General features: G+C 50.9%; 24 protein-coding genes. 18 read left to right on the top strand and 6 right to left on the bottom strand.

The annotated features are described in order from the left end of the window. Positions 1-83 precede the first annotated feature (83 nt). The 9 genes from secY to crcB all read left to right on the top strand — a co-directional run bounded on the left by secY (position 84) and on the right by crcB (position 8170). A complete protein-coding gene (secY, locus tag VRZ32_RS08590; RefSeq protein WP_414526175.1) occupies positions 84-1421 on the top strand; it encodes a preprotein translocase subunit SecY in 1338 nt (445 codons plus the stop codon). Beyond that, positions 1418-2014 (top strand): adenylate kinase, encoded by a 597-nt coding sequence (locus VRZ32_RS08585; protein WP_414525332.1) that lies wholly within the window; start codon positions 1418-1420, stop codon positions 2012-2014. The genes secY and VRZ32_RS08585 overlap by 4 nt, the downstream gene beginning before the upstream one ends. Positions 2015-2159: 145 nt before the next feature. After that, entirely contained in the window at positions 2160-2528 is a 369-nt protein-coding gene (gene rpsM / locus VRZ32_RS08580; protein ID WP_414525331.1) for a 30S ribosomal protein S13, read from the top strand. Positions 2529-2665: 137 nt separating this feature from the next. Continuing rightward, on the top strand, positions 2666-3055 hold the full coding sequence (gene rpsK, locus VRZ32_RS08575; protein WP_414525330.1) for a 30S ribosomal protein S11: 390 nt from the start codon (positions 2666-2668) through the stop codon (positions 3053-3055). A 112-nt stretch (positions 3056-3167) separates the two neighbouring features. Continuing rightward, the gene (locus tag VRZ32_RS08570; RefSeq protein WP_414526174.1) at positions 3168-4187 is read left to right on the top strand and encodes a DNA-directed RNA polymerase subunit alpha; all 1020 of its coding nucleotides are present in this window, start codon (positions 3168-3170) and stop codon (positions 4185-4187) included. Between the two features lie 138 nt (positions 4188-4325). Further along, positions 4326-4742, top strand: coding sequence for a 50S ribosomal protein L17 (gene rplQ / locus VRZ32_RS08565; RefSeq protein ID WP_414525329.1), 417 nt, complete (start codon positions 4326-4328; stop codon positions 4740-4742). 185 nt (positions 4743-4927) lie between these two features. Beyond that, entirely contained in the window at positions 4928-6373 is a 1446-nt protein-coding gene (locus VRZ32_RS08560; RefSeq protein WP_414525328.1) for a Do family serine endopeptidase, read from the top strand. A 97-nt stretch (positions 6374-6470) separates the two neighbouring features. Continuing rightward, a complete protein-coding gene (locus VRZ32_RS08555; RefSeq protein ID WP_414525327.1) occupies positions 6471-7784 on the top strand; it encodes a replication-associated recombination protein A in 1314 nt (437 codons plus the stop codon). Continuing rightward, positions 7781-8170 carry a fluoride efflux transporter CrcB gene (gene crcB / locus VRZ32_RS08550; RefSeq protein WP_414525326.1) on the top strand — a complete coding sequence of 130 codons (390 nt, stop codon included), beginning with the start codon at positions 7781-7783 and terminating at the stop codon, positions 8168-8170. The genes VRZ32_RS08555 and crcB overlap by 4 nt, the downstream gene beginning before the upstream one ends. A 150-nt stretch (positions 8171-8320) precedes the next feature. Here crcB and VRZ32_RS08545 read toward each other — a convergent pair whose 3' ends face one another. Further along, positions 8321-8548, bottom strand: coding sequence for a helix-turn-helix domain-containing protein (locus VRZ32_RS08545; protein WP_414525325.1), 228 nt, complete (start codon positions 8546-8548; stop codon positions 8321-8323). Between the two features lie 12 nt (positions 8549-8560). Next, a complete protein-coding gene (locus tag VRZ32_RS08540) occupies positions 8561-9154 on the bottom strand; it encodes a DUF2975 domain-containing protein (RefSeq protein WP_414525324.1) in 594 nt (197 codons plus the stop codon). A 203-nt stretch (positions 9155-9357) separates the two neighbouring features. Between VRZ32_RS08540 and VRZ32_RS08535 the strand changes: the two genes are divergently transcribed. Continuing rightward, entirely contained in the window at positions 9358-10623 is a 1266-nt protein-coding gene (locus VRZ32_RS08535; protein ID WP_414525323.1) for an RluA family pseudouridine synthase, read from the top strand. 85 nt (positions 10624-10708) lie between these two features. Here VRZ32_RS08535 and metC read toward each other — a convergent pair whose 3' ends face one another. Further along, the gene (gene metC / locus VRZ32_RS08530; protein WP_414525322.1) at positions 10709-11902 is read right to left on the bottom strand and encodes a cystathionine beta-lyase; all 1194 of its coding nucleotides are present in this window, start codon (positions 11900-11902) and stop codon (positions 10709-10711) included. A gap of 344 nt (positions 11903-12246) precedes the next feature. On the opposite strand from metC, the gene VRZ32_RS08525 reads away from it, so the two are divergent. From VRZ32_RS08525 to VRZ32_RS08505, 5 genes are all read left to right on the top strand, one after another. Continuing rightward, complete coding sequence (locus VRZ32_RS08525) at positions 12247-13269, top strand: amino acid ABC transporter substrate-binding protein (RefSeq protein ID WP_414525321.1); 1023 nt, start codon at positions 12247-12249, stop codon at positions 13267-13269. A 248-nt stretch (positions 13270-13517) separates the two neighbouring features. Beyond that, a complete protein-coding gene (locus VRZ32_RS08520) occupies positions 13518-14708 on the top strand; it encodes an amino acid ABC transporter permease (RefSeq protein ID WP_414525320.1) in 1191 nt (396 codons plus the stop codon). Between the two features lie 9 nt (positions 14709-14717). Continuing rightward, positions 14718-15896 (top strand): amino acid ABC transporter permease, encoded by a 1179-nt coding sequence (locus tag VRZ32_RS08515; protein ID WP_414525319.1) that lies wholly within the window; start codon positions 14718-14720, stop codon positions 15894-15896. Between the two features lie 62 nt (positions 15897-15958). Then, the gene (locus tag VRZ32_RS08510) at positions 15959-16675 is read left to right on the top strand and encodes an amino acid ABC transporter ATP-binding protein (RefSeq protein WP_414526173.1); all 717 of its coding nucleotides are present in this window, start codon (positions 15959-15961) and stop codon (positions 16673-16675) included. A 380-nt stretch (positions 16676-17055) separates the two neighbouring features. Next, positions 17056-17562: a hypothetical protein gene (locus VRZ32_RS08505; protein WP_414525318.1), complete on the top strand. Its 507-nt coding sequence runs from the start codon at positions 17056-17058 to the stop codon at positions 17560-17562. A gap of 217 nt (positions 17563-17779) precedes the next feature. On the opposite strand, the gene VRZ32_RS08500 is transcribed toward VRZ32_RS08505, so the two are convergent. The 3 genes from VRZ32_RS08500 to VRZ32_RS08490 form a co-directional block, all read right to left on the bottom strand. Then, positions 17780-18250 (bottom strand): type III secretion system chaperone, encoded by a 471-nt coding sequence (locus VRZ32_RS08500; RefSeq protein WP_414525317.1) that lies wholly within the window; start codon positions 18248-18250, stop codon positions 17780-17782. 324 nt (positions 18251-18574) lie between these two features. Beyond that, positions 18575-18976, bottom strand: coding sequence for a DUF983 domain-containing protein (locus VRZ32_RS08495; protein ID WP_414525316.1), 402 nt, complete (start codon positions 18974-18976; stop codon positions 18575-18577). 26 nt (positions 18977-19002) lie between these two features. Further along, positions 19003-19989 (bottom strand): lysylphosphatidylglycerol synthase domain-containing protein, encoded by a 987-nt coding sequence (locus tag VRZ32_RS08490; protein WP_414525315.1) that lies wholly within the window; start codon positions 19987-19989, stop codon positions 19003-19005. Between the two features lie 494 nt (positions 19990-20483). Here VRZ32_RS08490 and VRZ32_RS08485 point away from each other — a divergent pair, with 494 nt between their 5' ends. The 3 genes from VRZ32_RS08485 to livM all read left to right on the top strand — a co-directional run bounded on the left by VRZ32_RS08485 (position 20484) and on the right by livM (position 24151). Next, the gene (locus VRZ32_RS08485) at positions 20484-21398 is read left to right on the top strand and encodes an ABC transporter permease subunit (RefSeq protein WP_414525314.1); all 915 of its coding nucleotides are present in this window, start codon (positions 20484-20486) and stop codon (positions 21396-21398) included. A gap of 69 nt (positions 21399-21467) precedes the next feature. Then, complete coding sequence (locus VRZ32_RS08480) at positions 21468-22577, top strand: ABC transporter substrate-binding protein (RefSeq protein ID WP_414525313.1); 1110 nt, start codon at positions 21468-21470, stop codon at positions 22575-22577. 230 nt (positions 22578-22807) lie between these two features. Next, positions 22808-24151, top strand: coding sequence for a high-affinity branched-chain amino acid ABC transporter permease LivM (gene livM, locus VRZ32_RS08475; protein WP_414525312.1), 1344 nt, complete (start codon positions 22808-22810; stop codon positions 24149-24151). The last annotated feature ends 22 nt before the right edge of the window (positions 24152-24173 follow it).

Genomic DNA, 24173 nt, shown 5'->3' with positions numbered 1-24173 from the left:
GCCACTTTCTATTAGGTGAAACAGCTGTTATCTCACCTGAAGATTATTTGGCGTTAATCGACTATCCCGAGGATTTGATAGCCATGGCATCGGCAGCGGAACAGCTTGCGGCAAATCTTAATTTCGGTGCTTTTACAAAGGCCGAAGAGCTCAAAAAGCGTATCTGGTTTACATTAGGGGCGCTAATTGTTTATCGCATGGGAACGTACATCCCGTTGCCTGGTATAAATCCGCAGGCCGTGGCGGATATTTTTCAGCAGACACAAGGTGGTGTGCTCGGTCTGTTTAATATGTTTTCTGGCGGTGCTGTTGGCCGTATGGCTATTTTTGCACTGAATATCATGCCGTATATTTCAGCATCGATCATTGTCCAACTGCTCACGAGTGTTTTGCCTTCGCTCGAAGCACTAAAAAAGGATGGTGAAGCTGGGCGCAAAGTTATTAATCAGTACACTCGTTATTTAACTGTTGTGCTTGCTATTTTTCAGGCATGGGGGATTGCTTTTGGGCTCGAAAGCTCTGCAAGTGTAGTTTTAGATCCGGGGGTGTTTTTCCGTATTTCGACAGTCATTACATTGGTTGGCGGCACCATGTTTCTGATGTGGCTGGGCGAGCAGATCACCTCACGTGGTATTGGCAACGGAACCTCGCTTATCATCTTTGCAGGTATCGTTGCAGAGTTGCCAAGTGCGATTGGTGGAACACTAGAACTTGGACGTCAGGGCGCCTTATCAACTGGCATTATCCTTGGCGTTATTGTGATGTCTATTGCCGTAATCGCCTTCATTGTTTTCATGGAGCGCGCGCAACGTAGGTTGCTAATCAATTACCCAAAGCGGCAGGTTGGCAACCGCCTTTATGAAGGGCAGACATCGTTTTTACCACTGAAATTAAATACGGCTGGTGTAATTCCGCCCATTTTTGCTTCTTCTCTTTTGCTTCTCCCAACAACTATTGCGAGTTTTTCTCAAGCCAGTGGCAACACGGGATTTTTGGGGTCCATCGCATCTTATCTTGCCCATGGCAGACCAGCCTATATGGTGCTTTATGTCGCGTTGATCGTGTTTTTTGCTTTCTTTTACACGGCGATTGTTTTTAATCCAACTGAAACCGCTGATAATCTAAAAAAGCATGGTGGGTTCATACCGGGTATTCGCCCTGGAGAACGGACTGCAAACTATATCGACTACGTATTGACTCGTATTACGGTTCTCGGTGCAGCTTATATCGCATTGATCTGTCTTCTACCTGAGTTGCTTATTTCTTATGCATCCCTTCCATTTTATTTCGGTGGAACATCGCTGCTAATTGTTGTGAGCGTGACAATGGATACAGTCGCTCAGGTGCATGGGCATCTTATGGCACATCAATACGAAGGGTTGGTTAAGAAGTCGAAACTAAGGGGAGCAAGAAGGCGATGAGACTGATTTTTCTGGGGCCACCCGGGGCGGGCAAAGGAACGCAGGCGAGGCGACTTGTCGAAAAATACAGCATTCCGCAGCTCTCTACAGGTGACATGTTACGCGCAGCAGTTGCTGCCGGAACGTCCATAGGTCTTAAAGCGAAAGCCGTTATGGAGGCGGGGCAACTAGTATCAGATGACATTGTCATTGGTATTATTGTTGACCGAATTGAAGAACCTGATGCCCATGACGGGTTTATCCTTGATGGTTTTCCGCGAACGGTTGCGCAGGCCGAGGCTCTCGATGCTGCGTTAAAAATCAAGTCCCAGAAAATTGATATGGCGCTTGAGCTAAAGGTTGATCACGATAAATTGGTTAATAGGATTGTTAACCGGGCCGAAGAATCTCGTACACGTGGAGAGGAAGTTCGGAAGGATGACGATCCGGAAGTCTTCAAAAACCGCCTTGCGGCTTATGAGCGTGATACGGCTATTGTTGCCCCTTATTATAAAAAGCAGGGGCTGCTTGTGGAAATCGACGGTCAGCAACCAATTGATGTCGTAACTGAATCAATTCAAAAAGCGTTATCGTCTATCTTGACGAATGGATGAAGATTGATTAAAGGGTCATCCTTCCCTTGAATCAGGTGGCTATAATCGGTTTATTCGATTTTACTAGCTGGTATCAGGCGCACAGGGGCCGGCCTCCACCGGACGTGTGCCATTTTCCGCCCTCGGGCAATAGATGGAGTTGAGCGTGGCTCGTATAGCAGGTGTAAATATTCCGACAGGCAAGCGCGTTGTAATTGCGCTGCAATATATTCATGGCATCGGTCCCAAGAAGGCCCAGGAAATTGTTGAGAAAGTCAACATTCCTGCAGAGCGTCGTGTGAATGAGCTGTCGGATGCGCAAGTTTTGCAGATTCGTGAGACGATTGACAGTGACTACATCGTAGAAGGTGATCTGCGTCGTGAAGTGTCCATGAACATCAAGCGGCTTATGGATCTTGGTTGCTACCGTGGTTTGCGTCATCGCCGTAATCTTCCGGTGCGCGGCCAGCGTACTCATACAAACGCTCGTACCCGTAAGGGTAAAGCTAAGCCAATCGCTGGTAAGAAGAAATAATCTAGGTAGCGCACTACCGAATTGTCGCCGTGGTCTTTGCTGCGGCGGCAAAGCTTGCTTTTAGGCAAGCGTATTTGTTTAACACAATCATCCCTAGCGCCTGGCATCACGGGCGCGTTTGAAGGATTTGGAAGATTATGGCAAAAGAAGCAACCCGTATCCGCCGTCGTGAACGCAAGAACATTGCGTCTGGCGTGGCTCATGTCAATGCATCGTTCAACAACACGATGATTACTATCACTGATGCACAGGGTAACACGATTTCGTGGTGTTCAGCTGGCGCAATGGGTTTCAAGGGCTCGCGCAAGTCAACCCCTTATGCAGCGCAGGTTGCTGCTGAAGATGCTGCGCGCAAGGCCGCAGATCACGGTATGCGTACCATTGAGGTTGAGGTGACAGGTCCTGGTTCAGGCCGTGAATCTGCATTGCGGGCGTTGCAGTCAGCCGGTTTTACGGTGACGTCGATTCGTGATGTTACGCCAATTCCGCACAACGGCTGCCGTCCGCGTAAGCGCCGCCGCGTTTGATGCGTCTTATTTGATGTCCCGGCTGTGCAGTATAGGCTGTGCAGCCATTTTGTCCGTTGGCTAGGCTTTTCCATCAAGTCTTTTGCCGCGGTCGAGCACTTTAAGAGGTGCGATCGTGATCCAGAAAAACTGGCAGGAACTCATCAAGCCCAACAAGCTGCAGGTGACGCCCGGTGATGATTCTCGTCGTGTTGCGACGGTTGTTGCTGAGCCGTTGGAACGCGGTTTCGGTTTGACGTTAGGAAATGCCCTTCGTCGTGTTCTGCTGTCGTCTCTTCAAGGCGCTGCAGTGCAGGCAGTTCAAATCGATGGTGTGTTGCACGAGTTTTCGTCCATACCTGGCGTGCGGGAAGATGTTACTGACATCATTCTCAATGTTAAGGCCATTGCTATTAAGATGCAGGGGGAGGGCTCCAAGCGCTTAACTTTGCGTAAGCAAGGGCCTGGAGTTGTGACGGCTGGCGATATTGCAACTGTTGGCGATATCCAGATCCTGAATCCGGAGCTGGTATTGTTGACGCTTGATGATGGCGCAGAGATCCGCATCGAATTTACGGTGAGTTCTGGTAAGGGTTATGTACCTTCCGAGCGTAACCGTCCTGAAGATGCACCGATCGGCTTGATTGCCATTGACAGCCTTTACAGTCCTGTGAAGAAGGTCTCCTACCGTGTTGAAAATACGCGTGAAGGTCAGATCCTTGACTATGACAAGTTAACGTTGACCGTTGAGACCAATGGTTCGATTGCTCCTGACGATGCCGTTGCTTTCGCCGCTCGCATTTTGCAGGATCAGCTTGCTGTATTTGTCAACTTTGAAGAGCCTCGTCGCGAGGAAGCCGCGGTCACAACGCCGCAGCTACCTTTCAATCCGGCGCTCCTCAAGAAGGTGGACGAGTTGGAACTGTCTGTTCGTTCAGCCAACTGTCTCAAGAACGACAATATCGTCTATATCGGCGATCTCATTCAGAAGACCGAAGCAGAAATGCTGCGTACGCCCAATTTTGGTCGCAAGTCGCTGAATGAAATCAAGGAAGTGCTGGCATCAATGGGCCTGCACCTTGGTATGGAGGTCACAGGTTGGCCGCCTGAGAATATCGAAGAGCTAGCCAAGCGCTTCGAGGAGCACTACTAGAAGATCTTACGGTAGTAAGCTAAGGCGTGACGTTCTCTTCGTTTGTGAACGTCACGTTTCTATAATCGATCATATAAACAACTGAATAATGAGGCGACCGTACCGTGGCACGGCGGTTGCTCAATGAAGGAGTTAGCCATGCGTCATGGTTTCGCCCATCGCCGTTTTAATCGCACCGTCTCACACCGTAAGGCGATGTTTGCTAATCTTGCATCTGCGCTGATCAAGCATGAGCAGATTGTTACTACCTTGCCAAAGGCGAAGGATCTCCGTCCTATCGTTGAGAAGCTGATCACACTTGGCAAGCGTGGTGATCTGCATGCACGTCGTCAAGCTATTGCTGAGCTGCGCGATCCAGTTATCGTACGCAAGCTGTTTGATGTTCTTGGCCCACGCTATAAGGACCGTAATGGTGGTTACACTCGCGTTCTTAAGGCAGGTTTCCGCTACGGCGATAATGCACCTGTTGGTGTGATTGAATTCGTAGACCGTGATATCAGCGCAAAGGGCAAGGATTCCGGCCCAATCCAGGTTGCTGCTGAAGCGCAGGCATAAGAATAATTTATGCGAGTATAAAATATTGAGCGTCGCAATTGCATATGATGTATTAAGCGGCGCTCTAATAATTTTATAGTGTTATAGGTGGCTTTCGGGCCGCCTTTTTTTACGTCACAAGCTAAGTTGCCTTTTAGAATATAATATAGCCATTCTCCCGCCAATATTCTGATGGATGATAAAGAATGACTAAGATCAAGCTAATTCTATGCGGGTTTGTGGCACTTTGGATTGTGTCGTCAGTTGCGATTGTTCGTGCTTCTGACTTTGCGCATTCTCAACTTGACACAGCTGAACAGCAGCGAGTGCTACCTGGAGCGCGCTCAGGTGTATTGTTGTCGCTTGCTCCTGTGGTGCGCCAGATTGCACCGTCTGTGGTGAACGTTTATGGCGAGCGGGTTGAGCAGCGGCAGTCTCATCCATTTCAAAAGGACCCATTTTTCCAGCAATTTTTTGGAAATAATGGCTTTGGCATTCCGCAAGAGCGGGTGCAGAGATCGCTTGGGTCGGGGATTATTGTTGATGCCTCCGGTCTTGTAATCACTAATCATCACGTGATTGCTGATATGACCGAGGTGAAGGTTTCCCTTCACGACAAGCGCGAATATTCGGCTAAGGTTGTACTGAGTGATGCGCGCAGTGATCTTGCTGTTTTGCGGATTGATGGACAGGGGCCATTTCCAGCGGCACAGTTAGGCGACTCTGAAGGCCTTGAAGTGGGCGACTTCGTGATGGCGCTGGGCAACCCCTTTGGTGTGGGGCAAACTGTAACGCAGGGTATTGTCTCGGCTCTTGCTCGCACGCAAGCGGGGATTAGCGATTTTCAGTCCTTTATTCAGACTGACGCTGCGATCAATCCCGGCAATTCGGGTGGTCCACTTGTAGATCTCAATGGTAATGTGATTGGGATTAATACGGCGATTTTTTCTCGGTCTGGAGGTAATCACGGTATCGGTTTTGCTGTGCCAGCCGCAATGGTACGATTAGTGCTTGAAGCCGCGCGCACGGGTGATGGCATGGTTCGTCGTCCATGGCTTGGCGCGAGCTTGCAGGCTGTTAATCAAGAAATTGCGCACAGTATGGGACTTGAACAACCCCTGGGTGCGCTTGTCGCTTCCGTTGCGGATGCTGGGCCTGCTGCTCTGGCTGGGCTTAGACCAGGAGATGTAATTATCGCAGTTGCTGGGCATTCTGTGGATGATCCTGATGCTTTTGGCTACCATTTTTCTTCGCGTCCACTTTCTGGCAAAATTGACCTGAGAGTTTTACGAGAAGGCAAAACGCTTACTTTTCCTATCGCATTACAAGCTGCACCCGAGAAGCCTGCGCGTGACCCGATAACGGCGGGCTCCACCCCGATATCTCCCTTTGTCGGCATTACGGTTGTGAATTTATCTCCTGCCCTTGCGGAAGAAATGACCATAATCCATGCTGATAAAGGGGTTATTATACTTGATCCTGGCGCTGCAGCGCGGTTTGGATTTCGAGCGGGGGATATTCTGGTATCTGTAAATGAGCGCATTATAGAAAATACGCGGGATTTTGATGCTGTCTGGCGGATTAAGCCCACAATTTGGCGAGTGGTTGTGAATCGTCAGGGGCGGATATTGCGTTCTGAGTTTCAAGGATGAGAGCGTTGTCTGTTATAAGAATACGGATGCTTGTTTAATCTGCGCATGCTAGGTGGTAATATGACACCTTATGCCACTTTCGAGCTAGTAAATCTTTATGCCAAACCTTTTCTCAGCCGCTGGTCTAGAAAACCACGCACCGCGTCCATTAGCTGATCGGTTGCGGCCGACGCGGCTTGCTGAGGTTGTCGGGCAGGAGCATTTGACTGGCACGGATGGCGCGTTGACGCGCTTGTTGCGTTCAGGTTCGATTGGTAGCCTGATCTTCTGGGGGCCGCCGGGCACGGGTAAAACAACAGTTGCACGATTGTTGGCTGGTGAGACCAATTTGGTTTTCGAGTCAATGTCGGCGATTTTCTCAGGCGTTAATGATCTTAAAAAAGCATTTGATCTTGCGCGAGCCCGCCGAGAAAATGGGCAGGGTACGCTGCTGTTCGTTGATGAGATCCATCGCTTCAATAGATCGCAACTGGATGCGTTTTTGCCTGTGATGGAAGATGGCACGATCACGCTCGTCGGCGCCACTACCGAAAATCCTTCATTTGCGCTTAATGCAGCTTTGTTATCTCGTGCGCGTGTGATGACTTTTCATTCCCTTGATGAGGGGGCCATTCTCAGCTTGCTAGCACGTGCAGAGGAGGTGGAAGGGCGCCCGTTGCCGCTTGATGACGAGGCACGTTTGTCGCTCGTGCGGATGGCTGATGGTGATGGTCGGGCGGCGCTTACCTTGGTTGAAGAATTATGGCGGGCGGCTTCTGAGGACGAAGTGTTTACCTCCGCCCAGTTGCAGGAGGTGCTGCAGCGGCGTGCGCCTATTTATGACAAATCGCAGGATGGGCACTATAATCTGATCTCCGCGCTACATAAAACGGTGCGTGGATCCGATCCCGATGCTGCGCTTTATTATCTCGCACGCATGCTGGATGCGGGAGAGGACCCATTATATTTAGCCAGAAGACTGGTGCGAATGGCTGTTGAGGATATCGGCCTCGCTGATCCGCAGGCGCTTGGTATCGCTAATGCAGCCAAAGATGCTTATGAATTTTTAGGCTCTCCGGAAGGGGAGCTGGCGCTTGCACAAGTGGTTATCTATCTGGCGACAGCGCCAAAATCGAACGCGGCTTATGTTGCCTATAAACAGGCGCGTAAAGTTGCGAAGGCCGGTGGATCTGCGATGCCACCAAAGGTTATTCTGAATGCGCCTACAAAATTTATGCAGTCGGAGGGCTATGGTGCGGGATATGCCTATGATCACGATCAGCCCGATGCATTTTCAGGGCAGAATTATTGGCCGGATGCTCTTGGCCGTCAGAAATTTTATGAGCCAGTAGAACGTGGATTTGAGCGCGATATCCGCAAGCGCCTTGCATGGTGGGAAAAGCTGCGCGCTGAACGGCAGGAAAACCAGTGAGCGTGTACTCTGCAATAACGGTGTTTTTGGGTGCGGGGATCGGTGGCGTGCTGCGTTGGTTTGTTAGCATGACTGCGGCCCGATGGTTCGGTTATGGCTTTCCTTGGGGCACACTGATTGTGAATGTTAGTGGCTCCGCCGTTATGGGGCTGCTGGCAGGATTCTTTTTGAGCCGTACCGACGCGGGCCATTGGCAAACAGCGCGGTTGTTTATGATGACGGGCGTACTGGGTGGTTACACGACATTTTCCTCGTTCTCCCTTGAAGCGATTGCGCTTTGGGAAGAAGGGCAGATGTGGGCAGCTTTAGGCTATAGCTTGGGTTCAGTCGTGCTGGCATTTGCAGGGCTTGTAATTGGGCTTATTGTAATGCGGAGCTGGGCGTAAATTTTTTTGAAAGCCTTCCTTGATTAGAAAAATCCAGGAAGGCCCTATATTTATAGCCTTGAATGAGGCATGGCAAAGAGGCTTTGCTCTTAGTTATTACTCATCATTTATGTAGGTGTCTTATTCTAATAAACTTAGATAAGGCATATCTTAATCAATTTCGGGGGATGACGGTATATCTTCCCTAAACTCCAGTATGTCTCCTGGCTGACACTGCAGGTGGTGACAGATTGCTTCCAGCGTGGAGAATCTGATTGCTTTTGCTTTCCCTGTTTTCAGAATAGATAGGTTCTGAATAGAAACATCGACTTTTTCTGATAGCTCTTGCAGGCGCATTTTTCGTTTTGCCAGCATAATGTCTAGATTGACGACAATCATTGGATCGCGCCCCTATACTGTAAGCTGTTGTTCAGCATGTATTTTGCTGGCTTCTGACATGACCAGGGAAATGATGAAGATCACAAGCCCTAAGAAGAGCAGATAGAGTTGAGGACTCCCTACGCTCACAGAGATCATGCGTTCACCGGGCGGGTTATTAAAAGTCATAGCGAATATGAAGGCGGTTTCACTAACTGACGTTGCAATCAGAGCATCCAGAATGAGAAGTATTCCAATCTTTCGAAAGCAGGATGCATTATCGTCGCTAAAAATATTGCCTTCACGATAGTTCTTAAAGACAGTTCGCAGCAGCCATAGACACACGAACATTGGTACAGTTCCTATCGCAATCGCTAATAAGCCTAACGCCAATGTCTCACCACTCCACGATGCAGCGTTGATTTCATCCCATGAGACTCCCAGAACTCTTGAGAAAGCCCAGAAGCTTTCTTCTGTCCCTGCAGAAATAGATTCTTGGCTTGAAGTGGATGACGCATTGTTTATTTTTGCTGATAAAAGTGGACCAAAATTGAAGAAAGCATATGCGGCCATAACGATATATAGAGACGTGATTGCAATTGTACTGATGCGTTTTATCTTTTCCATGATCCCCTCACTGTTAACGGCCCTGCGCCGTGTCGTTTTCTGAATATCATTCCTATTTTAGATAACAAGATAAATTTAATGAAAAACGATAAAAAATTATCGATCAACGCTATTTTGAAATGTGATGGTTGCGTTGGTGCGCTGATGCTGTATGGGTTTCAGATTCAACGTGCGTTGGGCGAGTTATCAGACGGAGCAGGGTTATGAGTACTTCACGCGGGGGCGGACGCTCCAGCAAGTCATTTGGATCAGGTGGAGGCGCTCAACCAAGCCGACCGTTTCGGGGTGGGAAAGCTGTGCGGCCAAGATCAAAGGCTGGTGATGATGCTCCTCGCGCAGCTGAAGGCCGCACATCCTTTGGTGGGAAAAAGTCTTTGACCGGAAAGGCACCCTCTCGCCAGGGCGCGCCCTCGCAAGTGCCCTCGCTGCCAACACGGGCTGAGCGCAAGGCTGAGGCTACAGCTGTTCTTGCCACGGGCGTGCAGACCCTTACAGTGACTGCCGATGAAGCTGATATGCGCCTTGACCGATTCTTGACGGCGCGCTTTCCGCAGCTGCCATTCACACATATTCAGCGTATCGTGCGCAAGGGTGAGCTGCGTGTGGATGGCAAGCGCGTGAAACCCAATGACAGGTTGGCCGAAGGGCAGGCCATTCGTGTGCCGCCGCTGAAGATCGATGAGCGCCCCGCAGCTCCCCAAAGTCTCAAACATGGCGGCGATGATCTCGCATTCCTGAAGTCAATCACGCTTTATGAAGATAAAGATGTGTTGGTCATCAATAAACCTATGGGCCTTGCGGTGCAGGGTGGATCGGGTACGACGCGTCATGTCGATGGCATGCTCGATTCCATGATGGATGCGCATGGTCAGAAGCCGCGTCTGGTGCATCGTCTCGATAAGGATACGGCAGGGTGCCTTGTTATTGCCAAGACGCGGTTTGCGGCGACGGCGCTGGCCAAGAGTTTCCGCTCACGGACGGCACGCAAGGTTTATTGGGCACTGGTGGCTGGCGTGCCAAGAGTGAAGCAGGGGCGTATTTCGACCTATCTGGCGCGTGAGGAAATGCTCAATGGTGATTCCCGTATGGCCGTTGCGCAGCACGGCGATGATGGGGCAAGCCATGCGGTGACGTACTACGCCATGATTGACAACGTGGCGCAAAAGCTTGCCTGGCTTTCGCTTAAGCCTGTAACGGGGCGCACCCATCAGTTGCGTGCACATACAGCGCATATCGGCAATCCAATTGTTGGAGACCCGAAATACTTCAATGTCGAGAACTGGGAATTGCCCGGAGGCATTCAGAAGAAGCTGCACCTTCTGGCGCGTCGCATTGTGATTGCTCATCCGCGTACAGGTCAGCCGTTGGATATTACCGCACCTTTGCCGCCTCATATGCAGCAATCCTGGAATCTGCTTGGTTTCGATGCTGATCGGTTTGATCCGATTGTGGATGCTCCGGATGAATAAGCGGACGTGAGAACTGCTGCTGTCTCATAAAGACTGCGCGTGAGATGATCTCGCGCGCAGCTGATCTTCAATGCTGAAATGCGGCTTATTCTCTGGCGGCTGCATTAAGACGTTCCAGCCCTTGTTCCAGATCCGCCTTAAGATCCTGCACATCTTCGAGGCCGATGTGCAGGCGGATGGTTGGTCCCTCTGGGGTCCAAGCGGTTGCGCTTCGAAATTGTGCTGCATCGAACGGTAGCGCGAGGCTTTCGTAGCCCCCCCAGGAATATCCGAGCCCGAATAACGACAGGTTATCAAGAAACGCAGCTACTGCCTTTTGTGGCACGGGTTTCAGGACAATTGAGAAGAGGCCGGTTGCGCCATTAAAATCACGCTTCCATAGAGCGTGCCCCGGATGACTTTCCAGCGCCGGGTAAAGCACGCGAGAGACCTCGGGGCGGGTTTCCAGCCATTGCGCAATTTCCAGGGCGGAGCGCTGATGTGCATCAAGCCTAACGCCGAGGGTTCGAATGCCGCGCAGCAGTAAATAAGCATCATCCGGCGCAACACACATGCCCAAATCACCATGGGTTCTAAGCAGCGCTGAACGGCATCGAGCATTGGCTGAGACGGTGCCGAAGAGAACGTCTGAATGACCACACAGATACTTTGTTGCGGATGAAATCGTCAGGTCAACCCCATGTGCATGTGCCGGAAAATAGAGCGGCGTTGCCCAGGTGTTATCCATCAACACGATGATATCGCGCTCATGGGCGGCCTCAGCGATTGCCGGGATGTCTTGCACTTCAAAGGTGAGGGAGCTGGGTGCCTCAGTAAATACAGCACGGGTGTTAGGGCGGAAGAGGCTTGCTATATCAGCTCCGACCACTGGATCATAGTAGGTGACCTCAACGCCATAACGCGTCAGCACATTGTTGCAAAACGTGCGGATGGGATCATAGGCCGCATCCGTCATCAACAGATGATCGCCGGCTTTTAAGCAGGACAGGAGAGCTGTGGACACTGCTGACAGGCCGGATGGGCAAAGCACAACGGCCTCGCCGCCTTCCATAGCGCAGACGGCTTCTTGCAGGGCAGTTGTGGTGGGTGAGCCTCTCCGTCCGTAACCATATCGGTTCGTGCGGCAAGCTAAATCCTGTATCGTTGGAAACAGAATTGTCGAGCCATGGTAAACAGGCGGATTGACGAAGCCAAATGCCTCCTCAGGGTGGCGCCCCGCAACAGACAGGCGCGTATCTTTATTGAGATTGGCAATGTCTTCAGCTGAAAATTTACGCATGGCGTGTGGCCGTCCTGATTCACGTGTAAGCTCTGACTGTGGCGCGCGGAACTTTGCTATACAAGGGCACGTTGTGCCAGATGTGGCATGCTTTAAAGATATGATATGTGCTGCAAAAAGCGACAACATATTCAGATTGAGCACATTATCACCTTGACCTGAATGGAAAAGTCGATTGTGATGGTCACTGTACACATTTGTTCAGCCAAGGTGCTGTGCAACATAATAAAAACGCAGAGGGGACGAGCCATTCCTGCTCGTCGAGACGTTAAAGATGCGAGAGCTTATGCTGTAGCTGTATAGCTATTGCAAGCGGTGTCCTATGTGTAATTTGGGGGCTATTCATGATGAAAAAAACGTTGGCTGTACTTGTTATGGGCGCTATTGCCGGAGCGGCTGGGGTATCCGCCTCTTCCGCTGCGACGCTGGATCAGGTTAAGCAGCGTGGTGCACTTCATTGCGGCACCAATCCGGGCCTTGCAGGGTTCGCTGTTGCCAATGACAAGGGGCAGTGGACAGGTTTTGATATCGCATTCTGCCGTGCAATTTCTGCTGCAATTTTTGATGATCCAAACAAGATCAAGTTCCTGCCGCTGACTGCGAAGGATCGCTTTACTGCCGTGCAATCGGGTGAAGTGGACGTACTGATCCGTAACACCACCTATACGATGTCACGTGATACGACGCTTGGCCTGAATTTTGGTCCCGTGAACTATTACGATGGCCAGGGCTTCATCGTGCGCAGTTCGCTGGATGTGAAATCTGCCAAAGAGCTTGAGAGTGCATCTGTTTGCGTGCAGCAAGGCACCACAACCGAGCTGAACCTTGCTGACTTCTTCCGCTCCCATAACATCAAGTATGAACCGGTAACCTATCAATCAGCTGTTGAAGCTGTAAAAGCATATGATTCCGGTCGTTGTGATGCGTTTACGACGGATGCGTCTGCGCTTTATGCCGAGCGCCTGCGTTTGACGACGCCGGATGATCATGTGGTATTGAGTGACATCATCTCCAAGGAGCCCTTCGCGCCAGTGGTGCGTCAGGGGGATGATCAATGGCTTGATCTCGTGACCTGGACCACAAATGCGCTGATCAATGCTGAAGAGCTTGGCGTGACCAAGGCTAACATTGACGAACAGCTGAAGTCACAGAACCCTGAAGTGCGCCGTTTGCTGGGTGTTGAGGGCAACTTCGGCGAAGGCATCGGTTTGCCAGCTGATTGGGTGGTGCGCATGATCCGTCATGTTGGGAACTATGGTGAAATTTTCGCACAGAATCTGGGCGTTGATACGCCTCTGAAGATCGAGCGTGGACTGAATAACCAATGGAACAACGGCGGTATTCTATACGCTCCGCCAATTCGCTAATAATTTTGCCGGGGGCGCTTGTCGTCCCCGGCATTCTGCCCGCTATTTTCCAAACATAGGTGTCGGCTGAAGCGTTATGCGCTGGAAAATTATCCTGTATATGTATAGTCTTAACTTTCCTCAAGTAATGTTCAGGTATTGGGGGATGGCGTTTAAAGACCCTTTAAAATTTACGGTCGTTGATGTTTACGCGTTAATTGGGAGCGAGATGAATGACTGGAACAACATCTGTTCGGGAGGCGCCGACTATGTCCAGTAAGATATCTGATCCACGTGATACATCCGCTTCGTTTATTTATAATCCCATTGTGCGCGGCATTGTGTATCAGGTCTTGCTCGTCGCCGCTGCTGCTTTTCTACTTTACGAAGCCTCGACGAATGCCATCGAGAATATGAGTCGGCTCGGCATCGTTTCGGGTTTTGCATTTTGGGATGCGCCCGCAGGTTTTGATATAAACCAGCGCCTTATCGAATACAGCTCTTCCTATTCAACCTATGGTCAGGCGTTTTGGGTTGGTTTGCTGAATACCCTGCTTGTTTCGGGCATTGGTATTGTTCTGGCGACAATCATAGGCTTCATCGTGGGGATTGCGCGTTTGTCGCGGAACTGGGTTATTTCAATCCTGGCTGCGAGCTATGTTGAGTTCTTCCGCAATATTCCACTGCTTCTGCAGTTATATATCTGGTACAACGCCGTTTTGCGTGCGTTGCCTGCACCCCGTAATTCGCTGACGGTAGCTGATGCCGCGTTCCTCAATAACCGTGGTTTATTTTTTCCCAGACCCGAATTTGGCGCTGGTAGCTTGATGCTGTTTATTGGCATTGGCCTGTCATTGGTCATGATTGCCCTTTACCGTCGCTGGGCGCGTAAGGATCAGGAGCAGACCGGCAGGCAACATCCAACGGGCATGATATCGTTGCTTATACTGCTAGTTTTTGCAGCGGTTTTCTGGTTTGCAGCAGGGCAGCCTGTGACTTTCAATATGCCGGCACATCGTGGTTTCAATGTTTCGGGTGGTTTGCAGATTTATCCCGAATTCGCTGCATTGCTGCTGGGCCTGAGTATCTATACAGGTGCATTTATTGCAGAAATCGTGCGGGCGGGGATCACATCTGTTGCCCGCGGGCAAACTGAGGCCGCGCATGCTCTAGGATTGCGTTCGGGCATAACGCAGCGGCTTATTATCGTGCCGCAGGCTATGCGCGTGATTGTGCCGCCTCTGACAAGCCAGTTGCTGAATCTGGTCAAAAACTCTTCACTGGCGGTTGCCATTGGTTATCCGGATCTGGTGCAGGTATTCATGGGAACGGTGCTTAACCAAACGGGACAGGCCATCGAATGTGTGCTGATTACAATGGGGGTCTACCTGCTGCTGAGTCTGCTGATCTCCCTGGCGATGAACATCTACAATCGCCGTGTAGCGATTGTAGAACGATAGGAGGTGACGATGACATCTGACAACATTGTCCCTTCAACACGCAGAGCCTTTCTCCTCCGCGAATTCATGCCTGCCAGCAAGCCCCCGGTGCTTTCACGTGGTCCGGTTGCATGGGTGCGTTCAAATTTATTGTCATCGCCACTCAATGTGGTGATGACGCTGATTGGCTTTTATCTGATTTATATACTCCTGCCGCCGATTATCCGGTTCCTGTTTATTGATGCTGTCTGGACGGGCGATGATCGCAATGCCTGTCTTGCATCGGAAGTGGGCCATGAGGTAGGGGCTTGCTGGGCTTATGTCGGTTCGCGGTTGCGCTTTTTTGTCTACGGCGCTTATCCGGATGGGCAGCTGTGGCGGGTCAATCTGGTATTTGTGCTGTGCGCCATTGGTATCGTGTGGCTGCTATCGCGACGCATGCCACGCAAGGGGCTGGGCTCGATTTACTTCTTTGCCATTTTCCCAGTGGCATCTTTCATCCTGCTTTACGGCTGGCCTTCGATTGGCCTTCAGCGCGTTGATACGTCGCTGTGGGGCGGCATCGTTGTAACGCTGGTGGTGGCCTTTACCGGTATTGTGGTGTCGCTGCCATTTGGCGTTCTGTTGGCCCTGGGACGACGGTCATCACTGCCTTTGGTAAAGCTGATTTCAGTTATTTTCATTGAATTCTGGCGTGGTGTCCCCCTGATCACGGTGTTGATCATGGCCAATACGATGTTGCCACTATTTTTGCCGGGCAACATGTCGCCTGACAAATTGCTACGCCCCATTGTTGGTGTTGCGCTGTTTGCTTCGGCCTACATGGCAGAAGTGGTGCGCGGTGGTTTGCAGGCAATTCCTAAAGGACAAGTTGAGGGTGCGCAGTCAATTGGCCTGAATTACTGGCAGACAACCCGTTTGATAGTCTTGCCGCAGGCCTTGCGGATCGTTATCCCAGGGATAGTCAATACGTTCATTGGGCTGTTCAAGGATACATCGCTGGTGTCGATTGTCGGTATTTTCGATCTGATGCGCACCATTGAGGTATCGTTGGCTGATCCTAAATGGTCTACGCCGGTGACGGCGGCCACGGGATATGCCTTCGCAGCCATCTTTTATTTTGTATGCTGTTTCGGTATGTCTCGCTATTCTATTGCAATGGAACGGCGTTTGGCGACCGGCCATAATCGACAGGAGACGGATCAATGACAACTGCAGCGCATGAAGCCGGACGCGATGCGCGCCCTCTGGAAGGCGCACCAGCGATCCGTATGGTTGATGTCCACAAATGGTATGGCGAGTTTCACGTGCTACGCGATATCAACCTTGAGGTAGCTAAGGGTGAGCGCATCGTCATTTGCGGACCTTCTGGATCAGGTAAATCAACGTTGATCCGTTGCATAAACCGGCTGGAAGAGTTCCAGAAGGGGCGCATTATCGTTGGCGATGTAGAGCTGACCAACAATATCAAACGCATTGACGAAGTACGTCGTGATGTCGGTATGGTGTTCCAGCACTTCAATCTATTCCCGCACCTGACAATTTTGGAAAACTGCACACTCGCTCCGATTTGGGTTCGCAAGATGCCGAAGAAGGAAGCCGAGGCGATTGCCATGCGTTATCTTGAGCGGGTGAAGATCCCCGAGCAGGCGCATAAGTATCCGGGACAGCTTTCGGGCGGTCAGCAGCAGCGTGTTGCGATTGCTCGCTCCCTGTGCATGAATCCCAAGATCATGCTGTTCGATGAGCCTACCTCTGCACTCGATCCAGAAATGGTGAAGGAAGTGCTCGATACCATGGTGAGCTTGGCAGAAGAGGGAATGACCATGCTGGTTGTTACCCACGAAATGGGCTTTGCACGGCAGGTTGCTGATCGGGTGATTTTTATGGATCAGGGGCAGATTGTGGAGATGAATACGCCAAACGAATTCTTCTCCAATCCCCAGCATGAACGCACGAAGCTGTTTCTTGGGCAAATCCTGCATTAGGCGGATGCCCTTCTGGGATTTGAGATTAGTTTAAATCAATAAGTTAGAGCGTCTGCGTTGTTTTTTGAATTGCGAAGACGCTCAAGGCTCAGGACCTGTTAATTAACTTGCAATGATGTCATCCATCCATTGGCAAGTCCAAGATAAACAAGAAATGGTATTGAGTGGATGAACGCCATCCTTCGGACAGCGTCCTGACTTGCGATCTGCTATGTTAAGTTACTTGACCGAGGATATGCCCCGCTCTGCGTAACTTTCCTTGCATATCCTGGTATTACAAGAGAATTAACAGGTCCTGAGACTAGTCAAATACGGGGAAGGGGTGGATGCTGTGCGCCGCCCCTTGTCTGCACGCAGGATAAGTGGGGGCGGAACAGGATATGTTGTTTTTGATTTTTGTGGTCATTTTATCGCTTGTTGGCGCGGTCGTGCTATCGGCAGTGCTTGGGCGCCAAGGTGTATACGTTGCAGGAATAGCACTCTTGATCGGCGCGGGGATCGCGATATTGGGGCCTGTCGTTACATCTTGCCGCAGCTGCTGGACGGAAGTGCTGAGCCTTGCGGCATTCCTGTCATCGCCCTTTTTCATCGTTGGCTGGATTGCGCTGGCGCAGGCAAATGTTTTCCATGTTCCGCAAAAATTGCTTTATGGTTTGGGCGGTTTAATGGTGGTGCAGCTGCTATGGGCTTCTCGCGTTACGGTGTTCGCCACGTTTGAAGGAAACTGCCCGTGTGGTTCGGCACTTGCGGGTTTTATTTCCACGGAGCTGAATGCATCCGGCTTTGATCGGTTGGCTGGACCATGGTTCCTGACTGAAGCGATTGTGACGCTGGCTATTCTCATCAGTATCTGGCGCCGTGTACGGGTTAAACCAGATTTTGCTTAGAGCAGCATCGTTCAATGTGATTATTCAAGTGAATGTAAGGTGCGGTAGAATATAAAAATTAGAGCGCAGTTTGGGTTCATTCAGAACGTTCGGCGCTCTAATACGAATAAAGAATGCTCATGAACCGCTCTTTTTGGCAGGGTCTTCAAAGCAAAAAGGCAGCCAAGTTATGGCTGCCTTTTTTATTCTCAACGCACGCTCTTGAGGCTATGCGATATTACACACGCAATGATGCAAATTCTTCATCTGGTGGAGATGATGCAGATTGTGACGATGCTACGCCAAATTCACGCGAGTTGATCAGATTGCGCCATGCCTCTGCAACGTTGACGGACTTGCGGAAAAACTCTTCAAAGCTTTCCTGTGTCAGGCCCTCAAACGACAAATGATCAACGTAGATCAAACGGTTTTCCTGACGGTCCAGACCAACTGCTCCCGAGCCGACAAGCAAGCCAGCGAGGTTGACCTCAAGCAGATTTGCGTAAACTTCAGAATTATTGGTTGCGGGAAAATCGCCCAGGATCGACAAAAGCACCAAGTGCTTCTTTTCCGGATCATATTGTGCATCGATGATAATTTCATCGAAGCTCAAACGAATGGCATTGTTATCATCCAGCGCAAGACCAGGAATGCCCAGCTTGCGGCCAAAATCGGAAAAGAGAATCTTTGGGTCAGCGACGGTCGACATAAAACGTTTCTCCGCTAGGAAATAACATCGTTCAGAAAATTACGATACGTGCAAAACACTAAAGAAAAACATATAAAAGGAAAGGCAGAAAGTCAAGAACTTACCAGTTTTACAAATGAAAATGGTAATTATGCTCAATGCATAGCATGATTTAAATATGCAATGGTATAATTATGGAATATGCAAAGTATTTTTACGCTGAATGTCTGTCCTCTTAATCAATTGCAGCGTCGTGAGATTCTTACTTCTTGAGGCAGCATTACTTGCCACGTCAACACATCATTTTTTAAGCGTGATCCTAAAGAAGCGCTGCAGATTCTGCGTCTAGGTGCTTTCTTTTTCATGATGAGATGTAAACCGGGCCTCTTCAGCTTTGTGCTTATATTGAGAGCAAACCATCCACCCCTTGGCGGGCCGCAGCACGGCAAGGCACCCTAGCAGGATGAGCGGGAAAGTGGTTATAAAGTGCACCCATAATGGCGCCCCGATTGTGAGCTCAAGCCAGATGCCGAACGCAAGGGCGGGAATGCTCCCGATCCACATTGAGAAAAAGGCCGGCCCATCAGCAGGATCTGCAAAAGAATAGTCTAGGCCGCAGACTTCGCATTCTTTTGCAAGACTTAAGTATCCCTTAAAGATATGTCCTTCGCCGCACCGTGGACAACGTCCACGAATTCCCAGCTGGAAAGCCGATTCTTGGGTCTGTGGAATGTCCGACGTCGCCATCAGGGGTACTCTCCAACCATGTAAAATCACGCGACCTTATCGTTCTGCGTATTCTCATCTGTCCCGGTCACATCCGGAGACAATGTTTTAGACAGGCGTGAGCGCTCAAACAAAATCACGACAATGATAGCGAACGCTAACGGCACGATGAGATATAATAGTCGGAAAACCAGTAGCGCTGCCAGTATGTCAGACTGTGACAGATGATCGCTGGCCATGGCATTCATGAACACGAACTCAAGAACACCGAGACCACCAGGGGCATGAGATATCAGCGCCAGCGAGAATGACGCAAGAAAAACCCCTAAAACGACAAAGTAACCCGGATTGCCCGCCTCTGGCAGTGCAAAATAGATAATTGCAGCTGCACCAAGAAGCTCCAGCGGTGCAGCGAAGAGTTGACGTGTCGCGATGGGCAGGCGGGGATAATAAACCGCAAATTTGCCGATCTTAAGCGGTTTGAATTCGCGCCAGGATCCAAGCATATAAAGCGCAACAAGGGCGAGCAAACCAAACCCTGCAAGTCGGATTAGCCATATCGGTGCATCGATCAACCGTAGCAGCACTTCAGGCTCGCCCACGAGAACCAGGCCACCGAGAAGAATTGTGCCGAATGCAAATGTAAATGAGCATAAAGCAATCAGAACGCCAATCTCAGCGAGGCTCAATCCCATGCTGCCATAAGCGCGGAACCGAACCATTGCGCCGGAAAGCACAGATGCGCCAATGTTGTGCGATAAAGCATAGGTTGTAAACGATACCAGCGATACCACTGCCCAGGAGATCTTGCGCCCAAGGTGTAAGAGCGCGATGCGATCATACCAGGCAAGCGCGCCATAGGCGACCAGGGTCGACAGAGCGCACAAAATCCAGCGGTGCATGCTGATATTGGTTACGCTGTCCCAAACCTCATTGGCTGAAATACCCTTGAGCTCCTTATAAAGGAGCCAGAATGAGAATACGACAGCGGCGAGACCGATCAGCGGCCAAACATATTCAAGCTTCTTTTTCATCGGCTCTCTGGCATCTGATTCTGGTGGCGGGCGATTCCCGCATTAATTGCTTCCATATGAACGATCTTCCTAAGACAGACCTGCACATAAGGGCGCATTGCGGTTACGCCAGGTGGTCGTTTTGCAGGCAAGGTCATCGTTTTTATCGTGGGCACTATAATTTCACGTATGCAGCTTTACAGCTGCACGGTGCAGGCTGTCAGATTAATTCGCCATGTCTGCCCGACACAGCCGCTTGCCGCAAGCAGAACTTGCTACAAAAATGGATATCAGACCATAATTGCAACCGTATTAGGTGGGTTGGCGCTGTTAAATATCCCCAAAAGCGATTTTATCGACTGAAGTTAGTATATTTTTCCTTCAATGGGGCTTTGTGAAGCTTGCCGCAGATGAAATGTCATCGTATCCATGCTGGAGAATGCAAAACAAGCGCAGCGTTGAGGCAAGCGACGCGCATATAAATTGCAACGCATCACATTGGGGTTGGAGCGGCCTTGGCTTATTTTGTCGACCAGTTCATTAACGGGCTGACGCTTGGCGCGGTCTATGGCTTGATCGCTATCGGCTATACGATGGTTTACGGCATCATCGGTATGATCAACTTCGCGCATGGCGAATTGTTCATGATTGGTGCGTTCATCTCTCTCATTGTGCTGTTGCTGCTTGCGCAATTGGGCATCGCGTCGGTGCCGATTGCGATTCTCGTCACACTTGTGTTGTCGGCGGCATTTACGGCTCTCTGGGGCTATGTGGTGGAGCGTGTAGCATACCGTCCGCTACGCGGCGCCATGCGGCTTGCCCCCCTCATTTCCGCTATCGGTATGTCAATTTTGCTGCAAAGTTTTGTGCAGCTGGTACAGGGCGCTGGCCAGAAGTCGCTTGCGCCAATGATTACCGGACGTCTTGTGCTGGGCGAAATCGATGGGCAGACTGTGGAAGTCGCCATTGTGCGCATCGTCATCATCTGCGTGACTGTTTTGTTAATGGTCGGCTTCAGTCTTTTGGTCGCACGGACCAGCTTTGGTCGTGCTCAGCGCGCTTGTGAGCAAGATCGCAAAATGGCTGAGTTGCTGGGAATCAATGTTGATCGTGTGATTTCTATGACCTTTGTTTCCGGTGCAGTGCTGGCAGCGGTGGCGGGGCTTCTTTATACGGTCTACTATGGATCGATTGATTTCTTCATTGGTTTTCTCGCCGGCCTGAAAGCCTTTACTGCGGCAGTGCTGGGCGGAATCGGCTCCTTGCCGGGGGCCATGTTGGGTGGCATCCTTATCGGGTTAATTGAGGTATTCTGGGCGGGCTATGCGTCTGCTGAATATAAAGATGTGGCTGTTTTTGCCATACTCGTGCTCGTGCTGCTCTTCCGGCCGACCGGCCTTCTGGGACGTGCAGTTGTGGAGAAGGTCTGAGCGCTAGTTCAGTCCTTTGTAAGTTGTCCAAAACAGAGTCGCAATAAGACTCGAATCGGGAGACTGAAAATGAAACTGTCTGCAAATAAAGCTCTTGCTGGTGTTGGTATGCTGGCGTTACTGATGGGCGCTACCGCTGCACGTGCTGATGTCACCATCGCACTTGGCATTCCTGCGACCGGTGGGCAGATTGCAGCTCTCGGTGCACAGGCAAAGCTCGGCGCTGAGACGGCCGTTGCGGAGATTAATGCCAAGGGTGGTATTAATGGTGAGAAGATTGTTCTGCAGATCGCTGATGATCAGTGCGATCCCAAGAATGCTGTTTCCGCGGCAAATCAGGTTGTATCGCGTGGCACCAAGTTTGTGCTTGGTCATCTGTGCTCGGGCGCATCAATTGCTGCATCTGACGTTTACAATGACGAAGGTGTGCTGATGTTGACCGCATCTGCGACAGCGCCAGCACTGACTGAGCGCGGCTATCCGCTTATTTTCCGTGCTAATGGTCGCGATGATCAGCAGGGTGCAGTTGGCGGTCAATTTATCGCTGAAAAGTTTAAGGACAAGCGGATTGCCATCGTTGATGACAAGCAGGTCTACGGCCAAGGCCTCGCCAAGGAAGCAACGAAGGTGCTTGAAGCCGCTGGTATCAAGCCAGTTTACACCGGCACGATCAATGCAGGCGAGCGTGACTATTCAGCGCTTGTCAGTCGTTTGAAGGATGAGAAGGTCGATGTCGTATACTTCGGCGGTTACCATCCTGAGCTTGGTCTGATTGTCCGTCAGGCACGTCAGGCTGGCTTGACCACACGCTTCGTGGGCGCTGATGGTCTGGCTGCGAATGAGTTCTGGTCAGTTGCAGGTGAGGGGGGAGCGGGCACGTTGTTTACGTTCTCGGCTGAAGCCAAGGACAAGCCCAGCGCGCAAGCTGCCTATAACGAAATGAAGAAGGGTGGCGAGCCCGATAATTTCGCTTTCTATTACTATGCCGCTACACAAGCCCTTGCTAAGGCTATTGCCGATGGTGACAAGGATCCTCAGAAAGTTGCCAAGGCTTTGAAGTCGGAAAGCTTCGACACCATCGTTGGCACTTTCCGTTTTGACGAGAAGGGCGATCTGGTTGATCCAGAGTACGTCATGTTTGAGTGGCAGAACGGTGAGTATGACCCAACCAAGCTTTGATTGGTGGGAAGACAAACCCCGATGGTCGAACCATCGGGGTTTGGTTGTATATGTTGGACCACTACGCAAATAAACGTCCACGATAGTGCTTTGACCTATTGATGGGCGGGCCGTTTCAAGCGGGAATGCAGCGGTAGATGCGCAATCAAAGAACGAGAACGATAATGCGATATTGATTATCGTATTTATGTCTCAAAAAATTCCAGAGCTACATCATAAGAGCCAATTTCATGAGCCTGCCTGCCACATCTCCTCAGTTGGGAAATCCACTAGCCACTGCGCTGCGCGAGGCGGTGATTGCCGGCATCATCATGATCGGCCTTGCATTGCCGCTGCTTGGTTTTCAGTTGCAAAACCAGACAGGTGGCGGGGTTGCACTTGCATATCGTTTTGACTGGGTGGTGATTGCTGCGCTGATAGCGTTTTTCGGGCGGTTCATTGTCGCGCTTTCGCGGCCATGGATAGCGCATGCATTTGGAAAGAAGCCCGGTTCATCGGCGCGGACAACCACGGAAGGCACTGGCCTTTCAGGCCGCCTGACCTCGGCGCATCTGGGTCTTGTGCTGGGACTTGTGGCGTTGGTACTGCCATTCTTGCCGATCTCGGACCGTTACATCGTTGATACCGCAACGACGGTGATGATCTACGTGATGTTGGGGCTTGGCCTCAACATTGTAGTAGGCCTTGCAGGTTTGCTTGATCTTGGATACGTGGCATTTTATGCGGTTGGTGCTTATTCCTTTGCGCTGTTGTCGACGACTTATGGGCTGTCGTTTTGGATCTGCCTGCCGCTTGCCGGCATTCTAGCGGCATTTTTCGGGCTTATGCTTGGTTTTCCAGTGCTGCGGCTGCGGGGTGACTATTTGGCCATCGTCACCTTGGGGTTCGGTGAGATCGTTAGGCTCATTCTGATCAACTTCAATGCGCTAACAGGTGGCCCCAATGGCATTGGGGGCATTCCTCGCCTCACATTTTTTGGCTTGCCCTTTGCCAATAGCGCGCCTGATGGAGGAATGACGTTTCATCAGTTATTTGGCATCGAATATGCCCCGATCCATCGGGTGATGTTCCTCTACTATGTCATTTTTACCCTGGTGTTGATTACCGCGATGGTATCCATCAGACTTCGCCGCCTGCCAATCGGCCGTGCTTGGGAAGCCTTGCGTGAGGACGAGATCGCATGTCGTTCGCTGGGCGTGAATGTAACGGCAGTGAAGTTGTCAGCATTTGCAACGGGTGCAATGTTCGGTGGTTTTGCGGGCACATTCTTTGCTGCGCGCCAAGGGTTGGTCAGCCCGGAAAGTTTCACGTTCTGGGAATCGGCAATGGTGCTGATGATTGTGGTTCTTGGTGGTCTTGGAAGTCAGACGGGGGTTGTCATCGCGGCCATCGCTGTGGTTGCCGTGCCTGAATTTTCGCGAGATCTGGCGCATTTCCGCATGTTGATGTTCGGTGCAGCAATGGTGCTGCTGATGGTGTGGCGTCCGGGGGGTATTATAGGCACGCGCGCACCTAGCGTGGTGCTTGGCAGATCGTGGCGCAAGAAGCTGGCGGATACCGTTGGCGGTACGTGATATTCCAGGGTTGTGCTTAGAC

It is taken from the genome of Pseudochelatococcus sp. G4_1912, assembly GCF_047501465.1.
Taxonomy (GTDB): Bacteria; Pseudomonadota; Alphaproteobacteria; order Rhizobiales; family Beijerinckiaceae; genus Pseudochelatococcus.
This window is presented reverse-complemented; position numbering and strand designations above follow the sequence as displayed.